The sequence below is a fragment of the Bacteroides faecalis genome (assembly GCF_003865075.1).
In the GTDB taxonomy this organism is placed as follows: Bacteria; Bacteroidota; Bacteroidia; order Bacteroidales; family Bacteroidaceae; genus Bacteroides; species Bacteroides faecalis.
Genome location: NZ_BHWB01000003.1, coordinates 177,130 through 198,681, shown reverse-complemented (window position 1 = coordinate 198,681; position 21,552 = coordinate 177,130). Strand labels below are relative to the sequence as shown.

Here is a 21,552-nt window from a genome sequence, read left to right as displayed (position 1 = left end):
AAATTTTATTATTCTTTTTTCTTTAGAGGTACAAGAATCAAATAAATCTTGGACAGATCTAAAAAAATTTTTTTAATTTCAATAATGCTTTTAGCATTAGGTCTATTAATCTCTGAATCCCGATGAATCTTTACCAAGTATTCTGGTAAGACCCCAAGATTATATTTTGACGTAAAACGTAGAAGCATCTGTAAATCTTGATGACGCTTTAATGAATTATCAAAAATACCTGTATTTATTAGGCATCCTTTCTTCAACAAAACTGTAGGAGTTAATACTGCAACTTCCCTACAAAAAATTTTGTAAAAAAGATCTCTCGCTATATATGGAGGACATGAATGTACAACGATGTTATTGTTAAATTCCTGATAGAATACAGAACATCCATCATATATAGGATTATCTTTTAAAAATCTTAATTGTTTTTCGATTTTTTCTGATAGCCACTCATCATCATCATCAAGAAAAGCTATATATTCACCTTTCGCAGCCCGCACCCCTGCATTTCTTGCTTCTGCACCATTTATATGCATCGGTTGAGAAATAAGCCTGATACGAGGATTGTCAAATGACACAACTATATTTCTAACTTGTTCACTATATTCATCGCCATTAAAGTTATCATCAACTATTAAAACCTCAATATTCTTATAAGTTTGTTTTAGTACACTATTTATAGCTCTTCTTAATGTATCAGTTCTTTTATATGAAGGTATGATACAAGAAACCAAATTATTATCAATTGCTTCCATGAATGATGTTTTTAAAAACGTTAATATATTCCTTTGAAATATCGATAACTCCGAACTTTGAAACAAAAGCCTTAAGAATAGATGGATCTTTTTTATTATATAATGCATACTCCATCAAATTTGCAAAATTTTGAGCATCATGGAAATCTGCTGAAATATAACCTAAATCATTAGAAAGAATTTCGGAAGGACCTTCACATGGTGTAGAAACAATAGTTATTCCAAGAGACATAGCCTCTAAACACACCATGGAAAGTGCTTCAGAAAAAGATGAAAGGATAAGTAATTCAGCTTTTTTCATATAGCCATAAGGATTACTTTGAGATCCTGTAAATATCACTTCTTCATTTAGTTTTCTTTCATTCACGTAAATCTCTAAATCTGACTTTAGCGGTCCATCACCGACTAATAGCAGTTTATAATTGGGATTTTTTTTATGAAAATGCGAAAATGAGTCTATTAAAAAGAATAAATTCTTTACAGTACTGAATCTTCCACAATATAATAAATATTTATACTTGACATGAGGAGTTTCCAGAGATTTTTCTAATACCTCATAAATATTAAGGGGATTATAGATAGTCTTCATCTTATTTCCAATCCCCTGTTTCTTTAAAAACAAATCAACGCTATGCGATACACATATTATATAGTCAGCTCTCTTATACATATTCTTAATCAAGAACGGTATAATTACCTTATAAAATTTCTTATTAAATTGGTTCTCAAATATTAAGTGGTTATGCTGAGAAATCACAAGTTTGGTATTATACTGAAAAGTTAGCTTATTTAATATATAAAAAAGATTAATTCCATCCTTTGCTGTCAATAGAATCTCAATATTATATTTTCGCAACAAATTAGGGATTACAAAAAAACTTTTGTATAATCTTGAAGACGTAAATGGAATCACTTTGATATTAGACGGTAACCTATTCTTCAAGTTTCCTTTATTCTGATAGACAAACACAGTAACATCATGTCCTTCTTTCGACCATTCAGAAATTAAATTGTAAAAGACAGATTGAACTCCCCCTATATTGAAAGAATCCATAACAACACCTATATGCATATTCTTGAATTTTATTAGATTTAGTAATAACTAAACAATAACTTTATACATTTTTTTAAAGGACTTTCTGTTATTCAAGGATTTATCGATAAAAGCGTCGGAAGTTATCATTTAACTATTAGATTAGCGAGTTTACTTTGTTCATTTGACAACTCAATATTTGGTTCCTTAAATAACCATACCATTGCGGCTGGCATAAAATAAACGATTAATTCCGAAATTCCTTTGAATTGAAAAGATAAAAATAGAACAAAAACAATTAGATAGTTGATCTTTTGTACAAAGACTACTTTTAATAGTTTCCACTGCATAAAGATAAATGCAATAGTCCCTATTAAGCCAAAATCAAAAATTAACCGACACCAACCAATATCTGTAAACATATAATACGAAAATTCATCTATTCCTTTAAGTTTGGCATCACCAATAAGCCATGTCAAAAGATTGTCAGGCCATATATATGCATCGAACATTTTTTCTGAAGATGACGTAGTGAATTTACCATCGTTAAACAAATTACATATCCCTTCAAATGCATGTTCTATAACGGATTCAAGCAAAAAATTATCAGCAATATACTTATTAAACAGTATAAAAGTTAGTAAAAGGACAAAGGCACCACCAAATACATATTTTACAAGCTTTATCATTCTTTGAGATCCCTTTGATTGCCAAATAACCAATCCTAAGTACATCAATGCAACAATAAGCCCCATCATAGTAGTACGTGACACAGCACTACCTACAGCAAAAAGGAAGACTAATATTATTGGTATACCCCACCGTTTGATAAATTTATAATTATGTTGGGATAGTATAACTGTTAGGAGTATACAATATGAATATAATGCTCCAGCACCAAAATAAGCTATTCCTACAGTATGAAATCGATTTAGTACTGTAAGTTCATTTGCTCGCTCCTCCAAAGCAGATTGCTGTATGATAGAAAATACCACATCGTTCACTACTGGAAAGAAAAACATTGCTATAGATAATAACTGATGACCAACACAAGTCAATACAAGCAGCCAAAAATATCGCCTTAAGTCAACACCATTCCATATTTTATTCAACAAGTATATTAGACAAAAACTAGCAGTGGTGATTAATAGTATCGTAATTGGGTAAGAAGAGTAAAAACCATCAAACCTACCGTTTAATATGCTTGAACATAATACTGTAAAATAAAAAAAACACAAACTTTTCCAAAAGCTATTCATTGTCTTTTTATAATGAATAGTTTTTTTGTATAGATTTTTATAGTAGATAAGCATCAAGAGAACTCCTGGCACTGCTAGGAACCATCTTGTTGATATTAATGAAGGTAGAAATGTAACATTCACCGAAAATAGATAAACGAACATTAAAGCTATACTAATTAAATACTTTATTAGCATATGGGAATTACAATTTTCCTATAAGATATAAAGCAAATCTCTTCAAACAAGACAAGTAGGAGCGACTGCATTTTAGTTGAAAAACACCTTTAAATGCCTCCATATGATTATGATTCTTAAGATTATTTTCTAAAGTCATAATTTCATATTCATCATTAAATTTATTCAGACCTTCTCTACATTCACTTTTTTCTTTATCCGAAAATTCCTCATCAAACTTTTTCAATATGTCCTTATACTCTAGTCGCGTTTTCGTATATGTTGATGACAAATTTTTTGCATGAGTACGATATTTAACAAGATTTTCTTTAATATGATAGCACTTTGAAACGCGCGAAAGCCTAATAAACAAATCAAAATCTGCAATAATCTGATATGATTTGTTTATATTAATGTTGTACTTCTGCAAGAGTTCTCTTCTAAACATGGTAGAAGAAAGCCCTAAATCATAGTATGCTAGCATTTCACTGGTTGTTCGATAGCCTTTTTTACTTGTGCTTCTCATTGAATTATCTACACCAAACTTTTGATAGTCAGTATAAACAACTCCTATACATGAATCATGCTCCATTACAGCTACTTGTTTTTCTAGGTTCTCAGGAAGCCAAAGATCGTCTGAATCGATAAAGCAAACATAATCTCCATGTACTAACTTTACTGCCTCATATCTTCCATGTCCAAGAGGTACAGTATGATCATTATGATAATACTTAAATCTTGGATCCTTGTATGATTTGAATATCTCTGCAGATTTATCTGTAGAACAGTTATCGAAAAGCAAATATTCCCAATCTGCATATGTTTGGCTTAAAACAGATTGAATGGTTTCATTCAAGAATGCCTCTCCATTGTAGCAATTTGTAATTATTGAAACCATACTTACTTCACCCTTTTAATATACTCCTTAAAACTCATCAGATTCTTATCTTTATCTGAGATTATCAGGTTCTCAATACCTCCAATCTTCTCAAACGGCCATTTAATATTAATATCCAGATCATTATACATTATACCAGAATCACCTTCACCATAGAATACTTCACCACACTTATAACTCACCACAGAATCTTCCAATACAAGATAACCGTGCCCGAAGTACTGAGGAATATAAAGCTCAACTTGGTTCTCACCTGTAAGATCAAAACCTCTCCATTGACCCAATGTGGGAGAATCCGGACGCAAGTCCACAATCACATCATAAACATGACCACTGATGCAACGAACAAGTTTTGCCTGCTGTTTCACAAGTTGGAAGTGCGTAGCACGAACCACACCTCTCTTACTGATGGTATAGAACACTTCTTTCAGCTCATGCTCAATGCCGTTAGACTTGAACATATCTATATTGTAATCTTTTACAAAACCACCTCTCTCGTCGGTGGCATAAAAAGGCTGAATCTTGAAGGCTCCCTTCAAATCCAGTTCTTCAAAATTGATTTTTTTTATCATATTAACGTTTTCCTACCAACGCTGAGGAAGCCTCGGCGCCAGCTTATTTAATAATCGGTATAAAATCACACAAATAAAATAGGTGAAACAGTACATCCTAAATATCTACACCCATCCATTGAAAATCTAACAGCAATAAAATATTTAAGATTTTTAAAATGCAAGAAGACTGTATATTAGATGTGTCGCAAATACAAGAGTCAATAGAGCCCGAACAACAATATCGGCTAAACAGTTGTGATACCATATAGAGATCATGATAAATGTTTTAAATAGTTTTCAGCCAATCCATGGTCATCTTGGTTCCCTCACCAAAGGTTACGTCCGGCACAAAGCCACAATCGTTCTTAATTGCTTCGATTGAAAATGTACTCAATGACATGTTAGTACCTGTGAAAGGAATATCGCCAAACAAAGGGGTACTTTCGGGACCACAGCTTACCACCATCTCAAGTATAAAATTCTTCAATGGTTTAGCATCACCCGAACCAATCATATACTCACAGAATGGTTTACCCTTTTCTGCTACCAAATAGAAAGCTTTTGCCACGTCACTCACATAAACAAAATCATAGTTTTGTGTAGCTGCAGTAAACTGAAGAGTTTCTCCGTTGATAATCTTACGAAGTGTAGTATTCACAAAACGTGGGGAGAACTCACCTACCCCATAAGCATTGGTAATCATGGGCCAAAGAAGATCAATACCGATATTTACAGCAACAGATTTACACATGCAGTGAGCAATGTGTTTAGCCATTCCATAGATATACCCCATTCCCGGTTTACTTCCTTGAGTATGGATAGCAGCTTCAACTTCATACTCCATAATAGAACCAGCACATACAAAACGGCTACAACCCAGCTCTTTTGCAGACTTCATACACTCTACTGTATTGAGCGCATTCTGCATCTGAAGATTGTAATCGATACGAGCCTCACCAGCTGATCCGGCCCAGGCAAAGTGAATGAAGGTATCATACACGTCATGCTCAATATTCTCGAGCATTGCCTGCGTATTGGTGATGTCACACTGCATATAGGTAAGATTGGGATGAGCCTCCAATCTGCGAGCAACAGAGCCCATATCCAAAGCAAGAACGACCTTACCCTCATTCAAAAAATGTTTTACTGTATAACTGCCAACAAAACCGTCAGCACCTGTGATTATTACTTTTTCCATTTATATCGTCTTTTTTCTTACAAGAAAGAGGCATAGTGCCACTATCATTAAAATAGATAGTAAACAATACTCTTTCGGAACATGAATAATATTGATTAACAGATAATTTGCAGGTAATAAGAAAATCCAATGCCACACATAATACGTCATAGAATTAGTACCTACATAAGTAAATAGATTATATTCACTTTCTATAAATCTAACTGATATATGGTGTACTATATTGTTAAAAAACAGACAGCCGCTAACCGAAAATGGAAGCCATAGGTAATAAGAACCATAGACAGTCAAATTGGTACGCATATCTATAATAGGAATGCCAAAGTATAAAAAAGTGACATAAACAAACCCAGAGATCAAAAATATATGCTTGTCATATTGAATGTCTTTCAGCAAAGCCCCCAACAGGAAGAACATTGTACCTGTACAAATAGTACATATCATATAGGGAATATAAGATGTGACATTTACTTGAATGTAATTCAATAATATCGAAACAGTATACAACAATGTTACACTAAGGATCATATTCCATTTATGGTTAACAAGATAATTTGATAGAAGCCTTGCACCAAATAATGCAGGAAGGAACCATAGGGGTAAATTACCAAAGAATGATCCTTGTAACAGGATATATTTGACTTGGCATAACGAGAAATCCAAAACTGACACATCCTTTAACTGCGATAATATAAAACCTATGCTTAACCCTAAAATGGAGTATTTCATAAAAGGTAGTAGCAACCTTTTACCCCCGTTAACATTTGTTTACTTTCTAAAGCTTTAAAAAACATTCCTCCTTTATAAAAAAACCAAGGCATATAGAAAGCTAAAAATGAAAGATCTATGCTGACAGATTTACTTATAGAGCAACAATGGTTGTAAATTATCTGAAGAAGCAGAATACCAGCTAGAAAATCAAGCGAATAATCCCTATTTTTCATTACTTACCTCTGAAGAAATTCTATAATCTGTCTATCCATACAGGCACGTACATCACCACCAGATAACCAAATCTTGCTCCATTCCACAATCTTCTCCATGGCCTTATCCAAGTTCCAACGAGGAGTCCAACCAAAGGTTGATTTGAGTTTAGAGCAATCCAGTTTTAGAAAATTAGCCTCATGAGGACCGCTATCATATTTGTTCACCCACTTCATACCTCCCCCCCACGTGTTCACAAAGAGGTCAACCAAAGCACCTGTCTGGAAACAATCAACATCATCCGGACCTACATTGTAATAAGCAGCATACGAGCTATCCTCATACTGCTTCATAGCAATCAAAAGGTAAGCATACAGAGGCTCTAGCACATGTTGATATGGACGGGTAGAGAATGGGTTACGAACTATGATATCTTCATGCTTAGTTGCTGCACGAATACAATCAGGAATAATACGATCATTAGCAAAATCACCACCTCCTATCACATTACCAGCACGTGCAGTTGAAATAGGAATAATTGCCTTGCCATCCTTATCTGTAAAAAACGAACGCTTGTATGAATGTGTCACCAGTTCAGAGCAAGATTTCGAATTAGAATATGGATCATAGCCATCCAATTCTTCATTTTCACGATACCCCCAATTCCACTCCTTATTTAAGTAAACTTTATCAGTAGTAACATTTAAAAATGACTTTACGCAACTCGACTGACGGACACACTCCAAGATATTAACTGTACCCATTACGTTAGTCTCATAAGTATAGGCCGGATTTTCGTAAGAGTTGCGTACAATAGGCTGTGCAGCTAGATGAAAAACAATCTCAGGCTGAGTCTCATCAAATGCCTTCTTCAAAGCTGCCATATCGCGAATGTCACCAATCACACTTTTGATATCATTCTCAATGTCAGCGATTTTAAAGAGAGAGGGATCTGTAGGAGCTTCTAACGAATAGCCAGTAACAATGGCACCCGCATTGGTAAATATTTTACACATCCAACTACCTTTAAAGCCAGTATGTCCAGTTAGGAAGACTCGTTTATCTTTGTAAAAATCTAGTATATTCTCCATATCTTAAACATAGTATTTATTAAACTGGTAACTAATGATTCTGACATATCGTACACTTTTCGTAGCCAACAACGACATGGTTACCTAAAAGAGATTCCATATCCCATAAAAATAAGTATAGTAAAAAATAACAACCGATATTGAGATCAAAATTATTTAGCATATTCAGGTATCTTAGGCACAGAACGCTCCCAACGCTTCCAAGGAGCTTTATCCTCTGCCAATAACTTTTCAAGTATTGACTTTTCACGAACGTTATCCATACACTGCCAAAAACCTGTATGGATATAAGACATTAACTCACCTTTGTTAGCAAGCTCCACTAGTACATTTTTCTCAAATACACAAGAATCACCATCCAAAAGTTCGAACACCTCCGGCTGCAGTACCATGTAACCGGCATTGATAGGAGAACCGTCAACAGAATTCTTTTCGCGGAACGCACGAACAGCCTGATCATGGGTAATATCAAGCACTCCTTTATCTTGTGCCATCTTTACAGCAGTAAGAGTAGCCAATTTGCCATGAGACTTATGAAAATTTATCAACTTATCAATTTCCACATCACACACACCATCACCATAAGTCATTAAGAAAGGCTCATTGCCCACGTACTCTTGTATGCGCTTGATCCTACCTCCAGTCATAGTGTTGTAACCAGTATCTACAACTGTCACTTTCCATGGTTCCAAATTAGTATGATGAATAGTTATATCATTCTTACCCTCACGAAAGTCGAAACTTACGTCTGAGTTATGAAGATAGTAGTTAGCAAACCACTCCTTAATATACTCCTGCTTGTAACCGGCACATATAATAAACTCAGTATGACCATAGTAGGCATACTCCTTCATGATATGCCACAAAATTGGCATACCACCAATTTCAATCATTGGTTTTGGTTTAAACTGAGATTCCTCAGATATGCGAGAGCCAAAGCCTCCAGCTAATAAAACTACTTTCATTCGTTATATAATCTTATTATATTCTTTGCATATGATTGTGCACTAAAACATTCTTCATACCTACAACGAGCATTTTCCCCTATCACATTTCTTTCTTTATAGGCCTTTTTGATTGCATCTGCCAGTCGATAAGAAAAACCGTCTTCTTTTGGACTAATTAAAATGCCTGATACCCCATTGATAATTTCTTCAGGAATACCGCCTATATCAGTTGATACAATAGGTTTCGATAATGCCATAGAAGAAAGTATTATCAGAGGCATATCTTCATCCTTAATTGACGGCAAAGCTATGACATCTGCCTTATTTACATAATCAAGATAATCATCTCTATAACCAAGTAATTGTACACAAGCTTCAACACCCTGCAATTTAATGTATTGTTTTATTTCATTATAACATTCACCATTGCCTATAAGCAACAAATGATATTTAACAGAAGAATTAGTATTTAGAATTTTCAATGCATCAATTAAATACTTTTGCCCTTTACGTTTTTGAAGTAATGCAACTTGAAGGATAGTGATTGTACCGTCATCCAAATCCTCTTTGCCTCCTTTGTCATATTGAATAGCTACATCTTCAACGTAATTTGATAGTGTAGTAACCTTTGAAGATTTTATTTTCCGTTTTAAAAGAAGTGCCTTACGCGCATTTTTGGAAGCTGTTACAAATTTATCAATAGAAGAACATACTCTATCATCAATTTTTTCATACCCTGATTGTGCCAAATTATTGACCTGCATAATAGTTCTAATTTTAGGATACTTTCTTAATCCTAGTGCAAACTGCAGACAAGAATATGCACCAGGGTAACCACCATTATTTATATGCACTATCGCATAGTCATGGTGTTTTTTGATGAATATATCTATGATTATACGATTAATGAATTTATAAAAACCTACAGTCTCCAAAATATAAAACGGCAAGAAAAGAATCCTTCTAATTATACGAATTGTGATTTTCGATTTTAAATATCTATGTATTGTATGGTTTGTTAACAGATGTATTGAATACAAATTATCACAATATTGACTGTAGTTTAGTTCGGTCACTTTATCTTGATATAGCTTGCTATATCTGTATAAGAAGGAAAAAGAAAATTTTTCTTTCAAATACGGATTACGAATGATGTTATATATCACATGTTCACTTCCACCAAATAAATTACAATCGCTATATAGTAAAACCTTCTTTTTCATCGCTTTTATTTCTTCTTTAGTAGATTGCAAATTCCCATTCTTCTATCTAGACCTACAAATGAATAAATACCTGAGCACAATATACAAACAGAACCGAGTATATATGACAACAATTTATTACTACACAACACAAGAAGAAAACACACTAGAACCATTAGATTTTGCATTGTGAATAATTTTTTAAAGCTCACGCTAAAGCAATAACCATATCGAACCTTTGCAATACAGAAAACTTGAATAAAGTATAATAAATTGCTCAAAGAATACGCTGCTCCCAAACCTGCCAATCCAAAGTATTTATAACCTAATAGAGATAGAGCAAGAGTATACGAATTTAAAAGTGTTTCATTAACTATATAAATTTTTGTTTCACCCTTTGCTATAAACTGAAATGCGATAAGCCAAGAAGCAAGTTTAAAAAGCATACCTACAACTGCCCAAATTACGAAATTATTAGCCTCTAAAAACTTATCTGAATATAAAATTTGTAATATGAGTGACATAAATACCAAACATATTAACAATAAGGGAGCCATAATAAGTGAAGCAATCTCCCCTTGTTCGTTGGATAAATTTCGGCATTTCACATTATCAGAATTAACGGCCGCAAGCCGTGGATAATAATCTGTAGCAAGGGCATTGAATATCATAGAAAAATAGGTGGTAACTATAGTAAAACCAGCTGTATAATAACCTACTATTTCTGTTCCTCCGTTATTACTGATGAAAGCTCTTAATACAAACGCACAAACAGTTATCAGAATATTACTAACACTCATTGCTATACCCATAGTTAGCATTGAACAACCTTCAGTAACGGTTTGGTTTATTGTAACTTTAGGACAAGCTTTTATATAATGCCTTGCATAGAACCAAGAAAGCAAAAACGTAGTAACAGAACTTAATATTAATGTCGGTACAATACCTTTAACTCCAAATAAATAGTAAATTGGAATTGATACCAGCAATCCTACTGTAGAGCCCCATGCTGATGCTTTTGCAAGTTCTTTTATTTTTCTCAGCCCCTGAAGAATAACTTTTTGACCTGCTGAGAGTTGTTCTAACAACAAAGTAACAGACAGGAGTATAAAGGGAACGGTATAATCGTAATTCCTAAATAAAGATTGGCTTAAATATGGTGACAGTATACAAACTAAAATTGCGCCTAAGAGCCCAGTAATCCAAACCAGTTTATTGATGACTGAAGTAACTAGCTTTATGCGTACTTCATCTTTATTCCCATTAGCTTCAGAAACTTCTCTGACAGCACTTTGAGATAATCCAAAGTTAGTTAAAGTACGAATGACCTCAGTACCTGACTGAAAAAGTCCCTGTATTCCAACACCTAAAGGACCAAGTAAAATAGCGATAAACTTGGACTTAATTATACTAATAAAAATCAGATATAATTGCAACCCGCCAAATAAAGATGTAGCTTTAAAAATACTTCTATATGTAGACTGTTTGCTATCGGACATGCTCCTTCCTTTATTTACATAAATATTTAAATTCTTCAACTAGCTCTTCTTGCTTTTTTAAAAGATTATACTCTTCTATACGAACACTAGCATTCTCTATACAAGATATAAATCGCTGAATTGATTTGAAGAATGTATCGTCTGCAGAAAGCTGACGAATTTCAATGTTTTGATTTTTCTTTATACTATATGTAGGTACAAAGCCCGCTGGTGCAGTCAAAATACGACCACTGGTGATGGTTCCATTGCTCCCCCAAATCTCAATATCACAACGATAGTCGTTATCCATACCGAAAGCAAGTTGTGCAATATGCCCATCAGAATCAGCCATAATAGCAGAACCATACATGTCAACCTCAAAACCTTCTAAATAATTAGTTTGAGCTGAAATCACATGGGCATCACCTCCAAGGAGCCAATTAGCATACTTCAAACAGTAACCACCTGCATCTAATAGCGCTCCACCTCCCAATGTTTTATTATAACGAAAATCATTAGCTGCACGTCGAGGAAAGCCAAATGTAATGCGGTACAAACGCACTTCTCCTATCTCACCTTTCTTCACTACTGACTGAATTTCTTCTAACTGAGAGTGATAAATAAACATATAATTCTCATGCAAAACAAGTTCTTTTTCTGAAGCTATTGAAATCAAATCATCTGTATCTGCCAAAGTTGTAGTAGAAGGCTTCTCCACAAACACATGTTTACTATTCTGAAGAGCTAATTTAGCCCATTTATAGTGTAGTGCTGGGGGGAGCGGAATATAAATTGCATCAATCTTATCAGATGATACCAGTGTTTCATAACCCACAATAATCTCGCCACCATATTGATCAACAAAAGCACTAGCTTTAGCAAGCTCTCGAAATTGTTGTTCTTCAATTTGTTCAGCTGTGACATTCTCCAAATCCCCAAACCATTCTTTAGGAGAGGCAATGCCTATAGCGGAAAACAACACACCCTGCACTTTTTGGAGAGCGGGCATAAATCTACGTAAAGCTATTTCTGAGGGGCAAATAATGCCTATTTTAATCATATATTAATCTTTAATAGAAACTGACAGCAGACAAGAGGCTGCGAGCTGCAATATTTAAGTAATTATTATATGTAACAAATGAAAGCATCTGGTTGAGTGTCATCCAACAGTAGTTTTCCTCTACTTCTATAGGGAATTCGTCACCAACCTCTACAATTATGTTCAGGTTCTGTTCTTGAAAGAAACGTCCACCTTCTTCACTCTGGTAACTGCTATACCAAATATTCTCATTGGGCGCATTTAGTACCTGTTCCAAATAAGGTATAGTATATTCGTTTTTACCATTTCTGTAGTTTCCAGTCAAACACTGTACCGTTGGAGCCATTTCCACTATATCAAAATTGCCTGCTTCTAATTTTGCCTGAACCAAGAAGTGATAGATACCATTTATCTTCTTCACGATAAAGCCCATGAGTCCTTCCTGAGCAGATCGTACCATAGGCTGATCCCAAGATACGACCTCACGATTACCAATTTCAACCCGTACCCCAATCACATCAAAATACTTATTATCTTCATGACGCAAAACATTTCCGTCATAAATCCAATACTTCATTTTTGAAATACCGATAGAATTCACACCAAGTTCGTATTTAAATTTAAGTGACGTCACCCATTGGATAATATCTTGCAATTCGTGAAGATGGTTATCGCTACTCAAAACTGAATACAGAAATAAATCAGGTTTATCGTTCTCAATTCCATACATGTTCTTCACAGAAGAAAGTAATTTAAGCGACTGTTCTGAATAGTTACCAAACTTAATGCAAGAAATAACAGTACGGCTATCCATATTTACAACATTAGGATAACGTAGTAACTCTTTTATCTGACCAAGAGATACCCATATGAAACCATCCTTTACAGAGATTTCCTCATCCTCATTAATCTCCACAATAATATTTCTATTACGCTTATGAAGGAAGCGAGCACCTTGCTCTGACTGCAATTGGTCAACCAATACATATACTTCTTTCTCACCGTTAAAATACTCCAAATAATTAGGAGATTTACCCCCATGGACACGTGTATAATTACTTCTTGTAGCCTGAAGAGTTGGGGAAAGTTGAACAATATTCAAGTTTCCGGGTTCAATTTTAGCCTGCATCAAAAAATGCATTACCCCATTGAACTTCTTTACTATAAAGCCAAGAAATCCAATTTCAGGTTGATTGATGATAGGTTGATCCCATTCTGGTACATTACGATAATTAGTCATGATGTGAATACCATCAATACTAAAGAATTTACCGCTATCATGACAAATACGATCATCACGATAGTTCCACCCTTTAAGTTGTTCGATTGGAATCTGCTTGACATTACTAACAACATCTTCATTCTGTTGCTTCATCCACATAAGAATATCAGTAGTACTGATGAAATTGCCATGGCTAAGTGCTGAAACAAGGAAATCTAATTGCACGTCCTCTATATTTCTTGTTTTCATCGAGTTTATAAGTCTTTTGAAAATTCTTGTAATTGTTTGTACTCACCAATGCATAACAATGAGCGAATTTTTGTATCATCAAAGTATGTATGATTGCTTTCTATACGAAAATCTTTTTCCGGCCATTCCACTGCAACTACATTGGTATTAAATTTTTTGGCAACAAATTCGGCTGCTTCTCTCAAAGAAAGAGTCTGACCACCAATATTATAAATTTCGCCATTACTATCTTTACTCATTGATCCCTGTACTATTTGGTAGCAAAGATCTTCCATATGAGTAAAAGTACGTTTGGCATCTCCACCTCCATAAAGAGCTATATCTTTACCTGCTTTAGCCTGTTTGATAAAGAAACCAATTGTTCCAAAACTATAGTCTGTTGAAAGCATATTGCCATATGGAATACAGATACGAAAAATTGTGTATGGAATATCAAAACTTTTGTTGTAAGCATAGAGAATACTCTCGCATGCTAACTTATTGATAGCATATAGAGTCTTCGTCTCTTTCTCATCCTCTTCCTTAAGCGGTTTATCAACTCCCTTATATATTAATCGAGTTGAAGGAAACACTATCTTAGGTTTTTTCTCCGAATTTCGTATAGCATCAAGAAGATTCAGCAATCCAATCTCATTAATGCTAACGTAAGTTTCATACTTATCAAATCCAGCATAAGTACCAGTAAGACCTGCAAACATATAGATATAATCTACATTGATATCAATATTTTTAACAGACTCTTTGTCTGTTATATCAACCTGCTTATAATTTTCACGACTATCATCTTGTATATCGTAACACGTAGGATCTAATCCCATCCTTTTTAGATAGAACTCAAGATGTTTACCAATGTAACCATTGGCTCCGATTATTGCTGTTTTCGTATTCTTCATGCCCATCTAACTATTATCCATATAAACAAAAGAACTTTTTTAAATAAGTCATTAAAGCACAAGAGAACATATTCAAACCTAAAAGAACTGCACAAGATTTAAAAACACGCATAATGCTTATTGATTTATATACTGTCTACAATGGAATTTTTTATCCTATTATATACCATATTCTTATAGTTCCAATGATAAGCCAATATTCTTTTAGATGGAGAACACCCGACTGTTCTTGCAACGAAGGTAGTGGAAGTTCCTCAGGTAATAGAAACGGGTCATTCCTATAATGCTCAGCATAGCCCCTCCAGTTTCTACACCAAACTTCTCAGACTTTGATAGCTTAGGTTCTGCTGCTGTATATGCATCCCGTTGCTCATACAGATGTCTATCATTATCTTCAAAGGACACAGTCCCGTATTTTTCGGGACTTCCTGAATAACGGAAGCCACAGGACAGATTCCAAATCCGTACGGTCTTCGACCTGAACAGGAACCAACAAATGTCACGTATCCTTATACCATTTGTGAAAGATATTGTAAGGTACTTTATCTTAAAGCAGAAATTCTGAATAGATTTTCCCTGTGGAACAGTCTCTGCCTTGTAGCGGATGAACAGACGCTCATAATCACTGCTACTATACATATTTATAAGCTGATACAGCAGTAAAGATCTGGCTATTTATGCTTGAAGCAATACGTCATTTTGGACGCTTACGTAACGTTACCATGGGCAAGCCTACATAACAGGTGCCTGCTACCGTTATTTTCATGTTTCTTTGTTTTTAATCTACTTTTTATCCAGCACCTCAAACTTCGAATTCTTGGAGATGAACTCCGGAACGATCCTCTTCATCAGGGCGACCGTATCCATGATCCTCACATTACGGGCTAGATCCTCAAACTCGGAGTAAACTCCTAATACGTCCTCATATTCATAATGACGGACCTTGGCGATCTTAATCTTCCTGTTTGAAGTGGGAAGCGTGTTCTCCTCAGTACTTAATAACTCCTCATATAATTTCTCTCCCGGTCTTAAGCCTGTAAACTCAATCTTAATATCCTCTCCCGCACGATAACCGGCCAGCTCAATCATTCGAGTCGCCAAATCTACAATCTTGATGGGTTCACCCATCTCAAAGAGGAAAATCTCGTTCCCCTCACCCATCATGCCAGCCTCCATGACCAGACGACAAGCCTCGGGAATGGTCATAAAATAACGGATGATATCGGGATGGGTGACAGTCACAGGGCCACCGTTCTCGATCTGCTCCTTAAAGCGAGGTATCACCGAACCGTTACTACCCAAAACGTTACCGAAACGGGTGGTGATGAACTTCGTATTACCTTTTACTCTTCTTTCTTTTATTGCTGTGCCCAGACTCTGAACATAAATCTCAGCAAGACGTTTAGAAGCTCCCATCACATTCGTGGGATTGACCGCCTTGTCCGTAGAGACCATGATCATCTTCTCAGCATCGTACTCGACAGCCATGTCAGCAACCTGGCGCGAACCGATGACGTTGACATAAACAGCCTCGCAGGGATTCTCTTCCATCAGGGGAACATGCTTGTAAGCAGCGGCATGGAAAACAATCTGTGGATGATACAAGTCGAAGACCATACGGAGGCGCTGGGCCACACGAACGTCACCAATCACAGGAACGAAGTCAATCTCAGGATATTTCTTCTCGAACTCCAAACGGACGTTGTGAAGAGGACTCTCGGCAGAGTCGAATAGAATTAGCTTACGGACACCTATCTGAGCCAACTGACGACACAGCTCGCTACCGATACTTCCGGCCGCACCAGTTACTAACACTGTCTTGTTACAATATTCGACCGCAATTTCGCGCATGTTAATCTTGATTTCCTCACGCCCCAAAAGGTCCTCGATACGGATTGGACGAACGAACTGATGAAAAAGGCCGTCAACATCGGCCTCACTGATCGAGGGAGCGATCAGGGTTTTAACACCCGCGCTCTTACAATATTCAAGAAGACGGCTCTCCTCATCCTTAATGGAGTCGTAGCGCGCAAACAAGATTCCCTGAATTTGATGTTTCTTGATCAGTATTTCAAAATCCGACTTTCCCGAGAAGGAATACACCTGGGAATCGGCAAGGATCCTGCGGCTGCGCTCACGACTGTAAACGCAGAAACCCGATATCCGGTAATGCGAGCTGTTACGGAGACGGGTCTTCAGTGCGACGCTCTTGTCGCCGGTACCATAGATCAACACACGCATGTCGGTCTTACGAACCATGCCAATCAGAGACTCGTATGTAACGATCACCGCGACACGCAACCCAATCAGGGCGATCAGGGTAAGCATGCCGTCAACGATGACAAACACCAAATTCTGGCTGCTGAACAACTTATCTCCCTGCAAAAGAAAAAACACGTAAACAGCGAGACAGCACGTCTTGAACAAGACGCTGCAGGTAATACGCCACAGGTCTTTTATCTCTGAATAACGGATCGTATTGCGATAGGTGTTGAAAAACAAGTCACCGACGATACTGGACAGCAGGGAGACCGCTATAACTTGCAAAAGCTGAAAGGCGTTCCAACCGATACCCGCAATGTAGTAAATGCCGATAAAAGCCGACAGCGTGCACAAACCCGCAATCAACGTATCCACGCCAAGAATAAGCCAGCAGTTAAAGAAATTGCGACTAGTGTAATGCAAAAATTTCTCCAATGATTTCTTCATAATTGTATCTATATTCCCCTTGTTATCTTCTACACGATACAGCCGCTACACAAATTCACGCTTTAATTTATCCCAGAATTCTTCTGCAAAAAGTTTCCAGCCACAGACAACAGCCACAAAGAAAAAGACAAAGAGAGTCACATAGGTCTTTTTGCTGGTACCTGAAGATTCCTGTGGTATAACTGCAGGTTCCACTACAGCGAACACCGGTTTTTCTTCTTGTACCTTGGCGCGCGCCACCTGAAGCTGGTTAGCCACCTGGCTGTAAACCTGATATGCAAGGCTCATGTCGTTCTGTAGGCGTTCTTGCTCAGCACGAACACTCTGAAGGATCAAGTTGTCGTGGGTATCCACATACTCGGCATATTTTTTCTGTGCAGCATAATATTCCTCCTGACGTTCCTTAAACAATCTCTCTAAATAGGCGCAGTCCTCCTTAGCCTTTGAGGTGCGGTAACCGATGATGTATTCTTGTAACTTACGAACAACTGAATCCGCTACGACGGCAGCGACCTTAGGGTCCTGCAGAGTAACAGAAACATCGGTTATGGAAGTCTTCTTATCCATCATGGCGGTTATACTCTTCTTGAGAGAGATGATTTTCTTACTCTCATCTTTAGTAAGCTCAATAGCACCGGAATCACCGTTTCTCATGCCATCAGTCTCATCCTCGTTCGAGAACAATGACCGTACCCCGCTGATTGCCATGCCCGGAAAACCTATAATATAACTCCACCAAGGAGTGGACTGAGTGTCCAAATAAGATCCGAAAGTAATCTTTTCACCATCAACGGGAACATTCATTGACAAAAGCTCCAACAGAAAAGGGGTCGAAGAAACGATGTCTGAAGAGAGGGAGGCATTCAAGGCGTCCACCCCATCACTCATTGTCGCCCCAGCTCCCAAAAACGAGGCAGCCATCGAGGCGAGACCACTGTTACCTTTGGAACTGCCCATCTCGGGGGACAAAGTTACTTCCACCGTATAGTGCTTGGGAACACTTAACGCTATAATAATGCCAAAGATCAGTCCGATACCTGCGGCCTTATAAAGCGTCCTGCGAATCTTGATGATCTTACGTAAAATCTCCATCAAGTCGATTTCCGACTCATCGGTCATATTTTGTTTATTCTGTTCTTCCATCACTTCATCATTTCTTTATCAGGTTGGCAATAGAGGCAATCATCATACCCAGAGAACTGAAAGAAGTGGCATAACCCAGTATTTCTCCTACATTAGTACGTTTCTTCGATTTACTCGGAACTATGATCTCACAGCCGGGCTCGATCTGTTTCTTAGCATTACCCTTTACCCGGGTCACCTCTCCGTTCATGTAGACAATGAATTTCTTACTTTTCTTAGCATTATCCGAATAGCCGCCAGCTTGATTCAAATAATAATCAATATTTTTTCCTTCCAAATAAGAAACGGTATTAGGAACCATCACAGCACCATTAATAGTGACTGTATTGGTATTCTTCGGAATGGAAATGACATCGCCTTCTCGTAAAACAATATTGGAACTGCTTTGAGGATTACGAAGGGCACTTTCCAAATCAATACCTACGGTAAAAGTACTATCAACATCTATTCCCAGAGAATCCATCATCTCCTCTCCTAACTGGCGACGCATCAGACGAATTACATCTCCCATACGTTTTTTCTCATCGGCATTAGCTACACGAGCAAGCTTTGCACCACGTAAGTAAGCGTAATTTGTAGCACCACCGGCCTTATTCACCAAATCAGAGAGACGTTCTTCGCGGCTAGTCAAGGCATAAGTACCACCAAAAAGGATTTCGCCCTCAATCTTCACATTCTGTTGTGCCTGATAACCCGGACTGCGACGGACATAGACTTCATCATAGGGCTGAAGAACAAAACCGGGCTGACCGTCGATGACAAAACCGTCTTTCAAGGAAAAAGAGAACATTTGGCCAATGGTGTCGTTATCGGCCGTACTACGGGGATTCTTGATGCGTCTGGTTACATCAACGCGAACGGTTGAAGCGGCCTCGCGTAAACCACCTGCTTGAATGATCAGGTCCTCTAAGGTCATGTTATCGGCATAAGGATAGGAATCGGGGTTGGCGACTTCACCATGAACGGTGATATTTCCTCGGTCGGACAAATCATGAATGCTGGGGATATATAGGATATCGTTCTTTTGCAAGGCGATATTAGGAGAAGTGCCGTCCATGATGGACTTGATATCGATGGGTAATACTTCGGTGGTTAAATCATCATGCTGACGGTATAAAACTGAACGGTTCAGGAAAGCATCACCGGTCAGACCTTGGGCTTCATTCACCAGTTCACGAATGGTATTCAGGGTACCGCTCAGCTGGTAGATACCGGGACGATAAACTGCACCGCGAACTTCAAGCTTGTTGGTGAAGCGGTTCAGGATGGCCTCGGCGGTTACTACATCACCGTTACGCATCTTATAGATGCTATAATCGATATCTTTGACTGTATTTACTTCGTATTCCTCACCATTCTGGCGTACAACACGCAAAGAACGGGTATAGGCGTCGGCATCAAAGCCACCGGCGTATTTGATTAAGGTGGAAAGGGGTTCGTCTGGCTTCATTTCAAAACGCATCGGGCGTTTTACTTTACCGCTTAGCTTTACCAGAACGTCATAGGCAGGAACGATGACAACATCGCCTTCCTGAAGACGGATGTCATCTTGGGCGTTGCCTTTCATGATGAATTCGTAGACGTCGATGGTGGTAAGTTTTTTGCCATTACGTACTAGTTGGACATTACGCAGACTGCCGATGTCACTGACTCCGCCTGCACGATAGAGGGCGTGGAAGACTGTGGAGAAAGCGGAAAGGGCGTAGGTACCGGGTTGAACGACTTCTCCCATGATATTTATCTGGATGGTACGGATATTGCCCAGGCTCAGGCGAATATCGGAACTCGGATCGGTAGCGTTATTAAGGCCGTTATAGATTTTATTCAACGATTTCTTCAGATAATCATTGGCTTCAGAAACGGTCAGACCACTCAGATAGACAGGACCGATCTTCTGGATATTAATCGTTCCGTCAGGAGAGATAGCTTGACGGATGGTATTCTGGCTGGCGCCCCAGATATCAATAATGACTTCATCGCCGGGGCCCAAACGATAATTGGAAGGGGTAGCGAGATTGACGCTAGGTTCAAAGGTCAAATTCCGGGTATTAAAGATATTGCGTCCGAATACTTGATCTTCGCGGGATAAATCTTGAGTACTGGGATGGTCTTCCAACATGTCGGAAGTGTTTTCCTTCATCTCTTCGCGAAGACGAGATTCATTTATATCTGTACCGGTAGCATTGGAAGTGTTTACATTATTCTGTTTCTCGTATAATTCTTTTACTCGAATGGCTTGTTCCTTGGTTACACCCTTACGGGCTAATTCTGCGGCCATTTGTTTCTGCTCCTTGCCTTGTTTGATACCCTCTTTGACATATTCAAGGACTTGTTGGTCACTCATAGTCTGAGCCATCAGAGAAGGGCTACTACCCAACATTAGAACTAATAGAAATAAGCGAAATAGGTTTTGTATTTTCATTTACTAATTAAATAAATATCAGTTGATTTCAAATGAGTGATTCAATTCATTACAAAGTGTCGATAAACGTTCTTTAGTCTGAGAAGGGGAAAGAGTTGGAAGAATTTTCCAGGAACGAGCCAATATGGCTTGCTTTTTAGATTCGTCTTCCCAATTAGCATACATCGACACACTATATCCCATCAACAAAGCTAAGCATAAAGCAGCTTCCTGCTCTAAAGTCACACCTCGCTGAGGGTATAATTCATTGATTAAAATATGAATGCTTTTATTAAGAAGAGAAAGGTCATCAGCATATACATAACCATTCTGATCACCAATGTGAAGAAAACGATCTGCCAAGCTGTACAGATTGTCTATTTTTTCTTGTAATAGCATATTCC

19 protein-coding genes are annotated in these 21,552 nt (G+C 37.4%); all 19 read right to left on the bottom strand.

Annotation, left to right across the window (positions count from 1 at the left end):
• Positions 1-8: 8 nt before the first annotated feature.
• Positions 9-752, bottom strand: coding sequence for a glycosyltransferase family 2 protein (locus tag EJF25_RS06250; RefSeq protein WP_160119381.1), 744 nt, complete (start codon positions 750-752; stop codon positions 9-11).
• Complete coding sequence (locus EJF25_RS06245) at positions 739-1,824, bottom strand: glycosyltransferase (RefSeq protein WP_125040525.1); 1,086 nt, start codon at positions 1,822-1,824, stop codon at positions 739-741. Before EJF25_RS06245 ends, EJF25_RS06250 begins: the two co-directional genes overlap by 14 nt.
• A 107-nt stretch (positions 1,825-1,931) precedes the next feature.
• Positions 1,932-3,044: a hypothetical protein gene (locus EJF25_RS06240; protein WP_125040524.1), complete on the bottom strand. Its 1,113-nt coding sequence runs from the start codon at positions 3,042-3,044 to the stop codon at positions 1,932-1,934.
• Positions 3,045-3,228: 184 nt separating this feature from the next.
• A complete protein-coding gene (locus EJF25_RS06235) occupies positions 3,229-4,098 on the bottom strand; it encodes a glycosyltransferase family 2 protein (RefSeq protein WP_125040523.1) in 870 nt (289 codons plus the stop codon).
• A gap of 2 nt (positions 4,099-4,100) precedes the next feature.
• On the bottom strand, positions 4,101-4,670 hold the full coding sequence (rfbC, locus tag EJF25_RS06230; RefSeq protein ID WP_125040522.1) for a dTDP-4-dehydrorhamnose 3,5-epimerase: 570 nt from the start codon (positions 4,668-4,670) through the stop codon (positions 4,101-4,103).
• A gap of 268 nt (positions 4,671-4,938) precedes the next feature.
• Positions 4,939-5,850 carry an NAD-dependent epimerase/dehydratase family protein gene (locus EJF25_RS06225; protein WP_125040521.1) on the bottom strand — a complete coding sequence of 304 codons (912 nt, stop codon included), beginning with the start codon at positions 5,848-5,850 and terminating at the stop codon, positions 4,939-4,941.
• Positions 5,851-6,594 (bottom strand): acyltransferase family protein, encoded by a 744-nt coding sequence (locus EJF25_RS26535; RefSeq protein ID WP_370685705.1) that lies wholly within the window; start codon positions 6,592-6,594, stop codon positions 5,851-5,853. It lies immediately after the preceding gene.
• 203 nt (positions 6,595-6,797) lie between these two features.
• On the bottom strand, positions 6,798-7,865 hold the full coding sequence (gene rfbG, locus EJF25_RS06220; RefSeq protein WP_125040520.1) for a CDP-glucose 4,6-dehydratase: 1,068 nt from the start codon (positions 7,863-7,865) through the stop codon (positions 6,798-6,800).
• A gap of 152 nt (positions 7,866-8,017) precedes the next feature.
• Positions 8,018-8,830 carry a glucose-1-phosphate cytidylyltransferase gene (gene rfbF, locus EJF25_RS06215; protein WP_125040519.1) on the bottom strand — a complete coding sequence of 271 codons (813 nt, stop codon included), beginning with the start codon at positions 8,828-8,830 and terminating at the stop codon, positions 8,018-8,020.
• Complete coding sequence (locus tag EJF25_RS06210; RefSeq protein WP_125040518.1) at positions 8,827-10,035, bottom strand: glycosyltransferase; 1,209 nt, start codon at positions 10,033-10,035, stop codon at positions 8,827-8,829. Before EJF25_RS06210 ends, rfbF begins: the two co-directional genes overlap by 4 nt.
• Before the next feature lie 5 nt (positions 10,036-10,040).
• The gene (locus EJF25_RS06205) at positions 10,041-11,513 is read right to left on the bottom strand and encodes an O-antigen translocase (RefSeq protein ID WP_125040517.1); all 1,473 of its coding nucleotides are present in this window, start codon (positions 11,511-11,513) and stop codon (positions 10,041-10,043) included.
• Between the two features lie 10 nt (positions 11,514-11,523).
• Positions 11,524-12,552, bottom strand: a complete 1,029-nt coding sequence (locus EJF25_RS06200) for a Gfo/Idh/MocA family protein (RefSeq protein ID WP_125040516.1) — start codon at positions 12,550-12,552, stop codon at positions 11,524-11,526.
• A gap of 10 nt (positions 12,553-12,562) precedes the next feature.
• Entirely contained in the window at positions 12,563-14,002 is a 1,440-nt protein-coding gene (locus EJF25_RS06195; RefSeq protein WP_125040515.1) for an NDP-hexose 2,3-dehydratase family protein, read from the bottom strand.
• Positions 14,003-14,007: 5 nt separating this feature from the next.
• Positions 14,008-14,895, bottom strand: coding sequence for an NAD-dependent epimerase/dehydratase family protein (locus tag EJF25_RS06190; protein ID WP_125040514.1), 888 nt, complete (start codon positions 14,893-14,895; stop codon positions 14,008-14,010).
• 204 nt (positions 14,896-15,099) lie between these two features.
• Complete coding sequence (locus EJF25_RS25055) at positions 15,100-15,534, bottom strand: hypothetical protein (RefSeq protein ID WP_200832889.1); 435 nt, start codon at positions 15,532-15,534, stop codon at positions 15,100-15,102.
• Positions 15,535-15,678: 144 nt separating this feature from the next.
• Complete coding sequence (locus EJF25_RS06180) at positions 15,679-17,604, bottom strand: polysaccharide biosynthesis protein (protein WP_125040512.1); 1,926 nt, start codon at positions 17,602-17,604, stop codon at positions 15,679-15,681.
• A gap of 45 nt (positions 17,605-17,649) precedes the next feature.
• Positions 17,650-18,747, bottom strand: coding sequence for a chain-length determining protein (locus EJF25_RS06175; RefSeq protein WP_125040511.1), 1,098 nt, complete (start codon positions 18,745-18,747; stop codon positions 17,650-17,652).
• A 7-nt stretch (positions 18,748-18,754) separates the two neighbouring features.
• Positions 18,755-21,169 carry an SLBB domain-containing protein gene (locus EJF25_RS06170; RefSeq protein WP_200832877.1) on the bottom strand — a complete coding sequence of 805 codons (2,415 nt, stop codon included), beginning with the start codon at positions 21,167-21,169 and terminating at the stop codon, positions 18,755-18,757.
• An 18-nt stretch (positions 21,170-21,187) separates the two neighbouring features.
• Entirely contained in the window at positions 21,188-21,547 is a 360-nt protein-coding gene (locus EJF25_RS06165) for a UpxZ family transcription anti-terminator antagonist (RefSeq protein WP_370685704.1), read from the bottom strand.
• Positions 21,548-21,552: the final 5 nt, after the last annotated feature.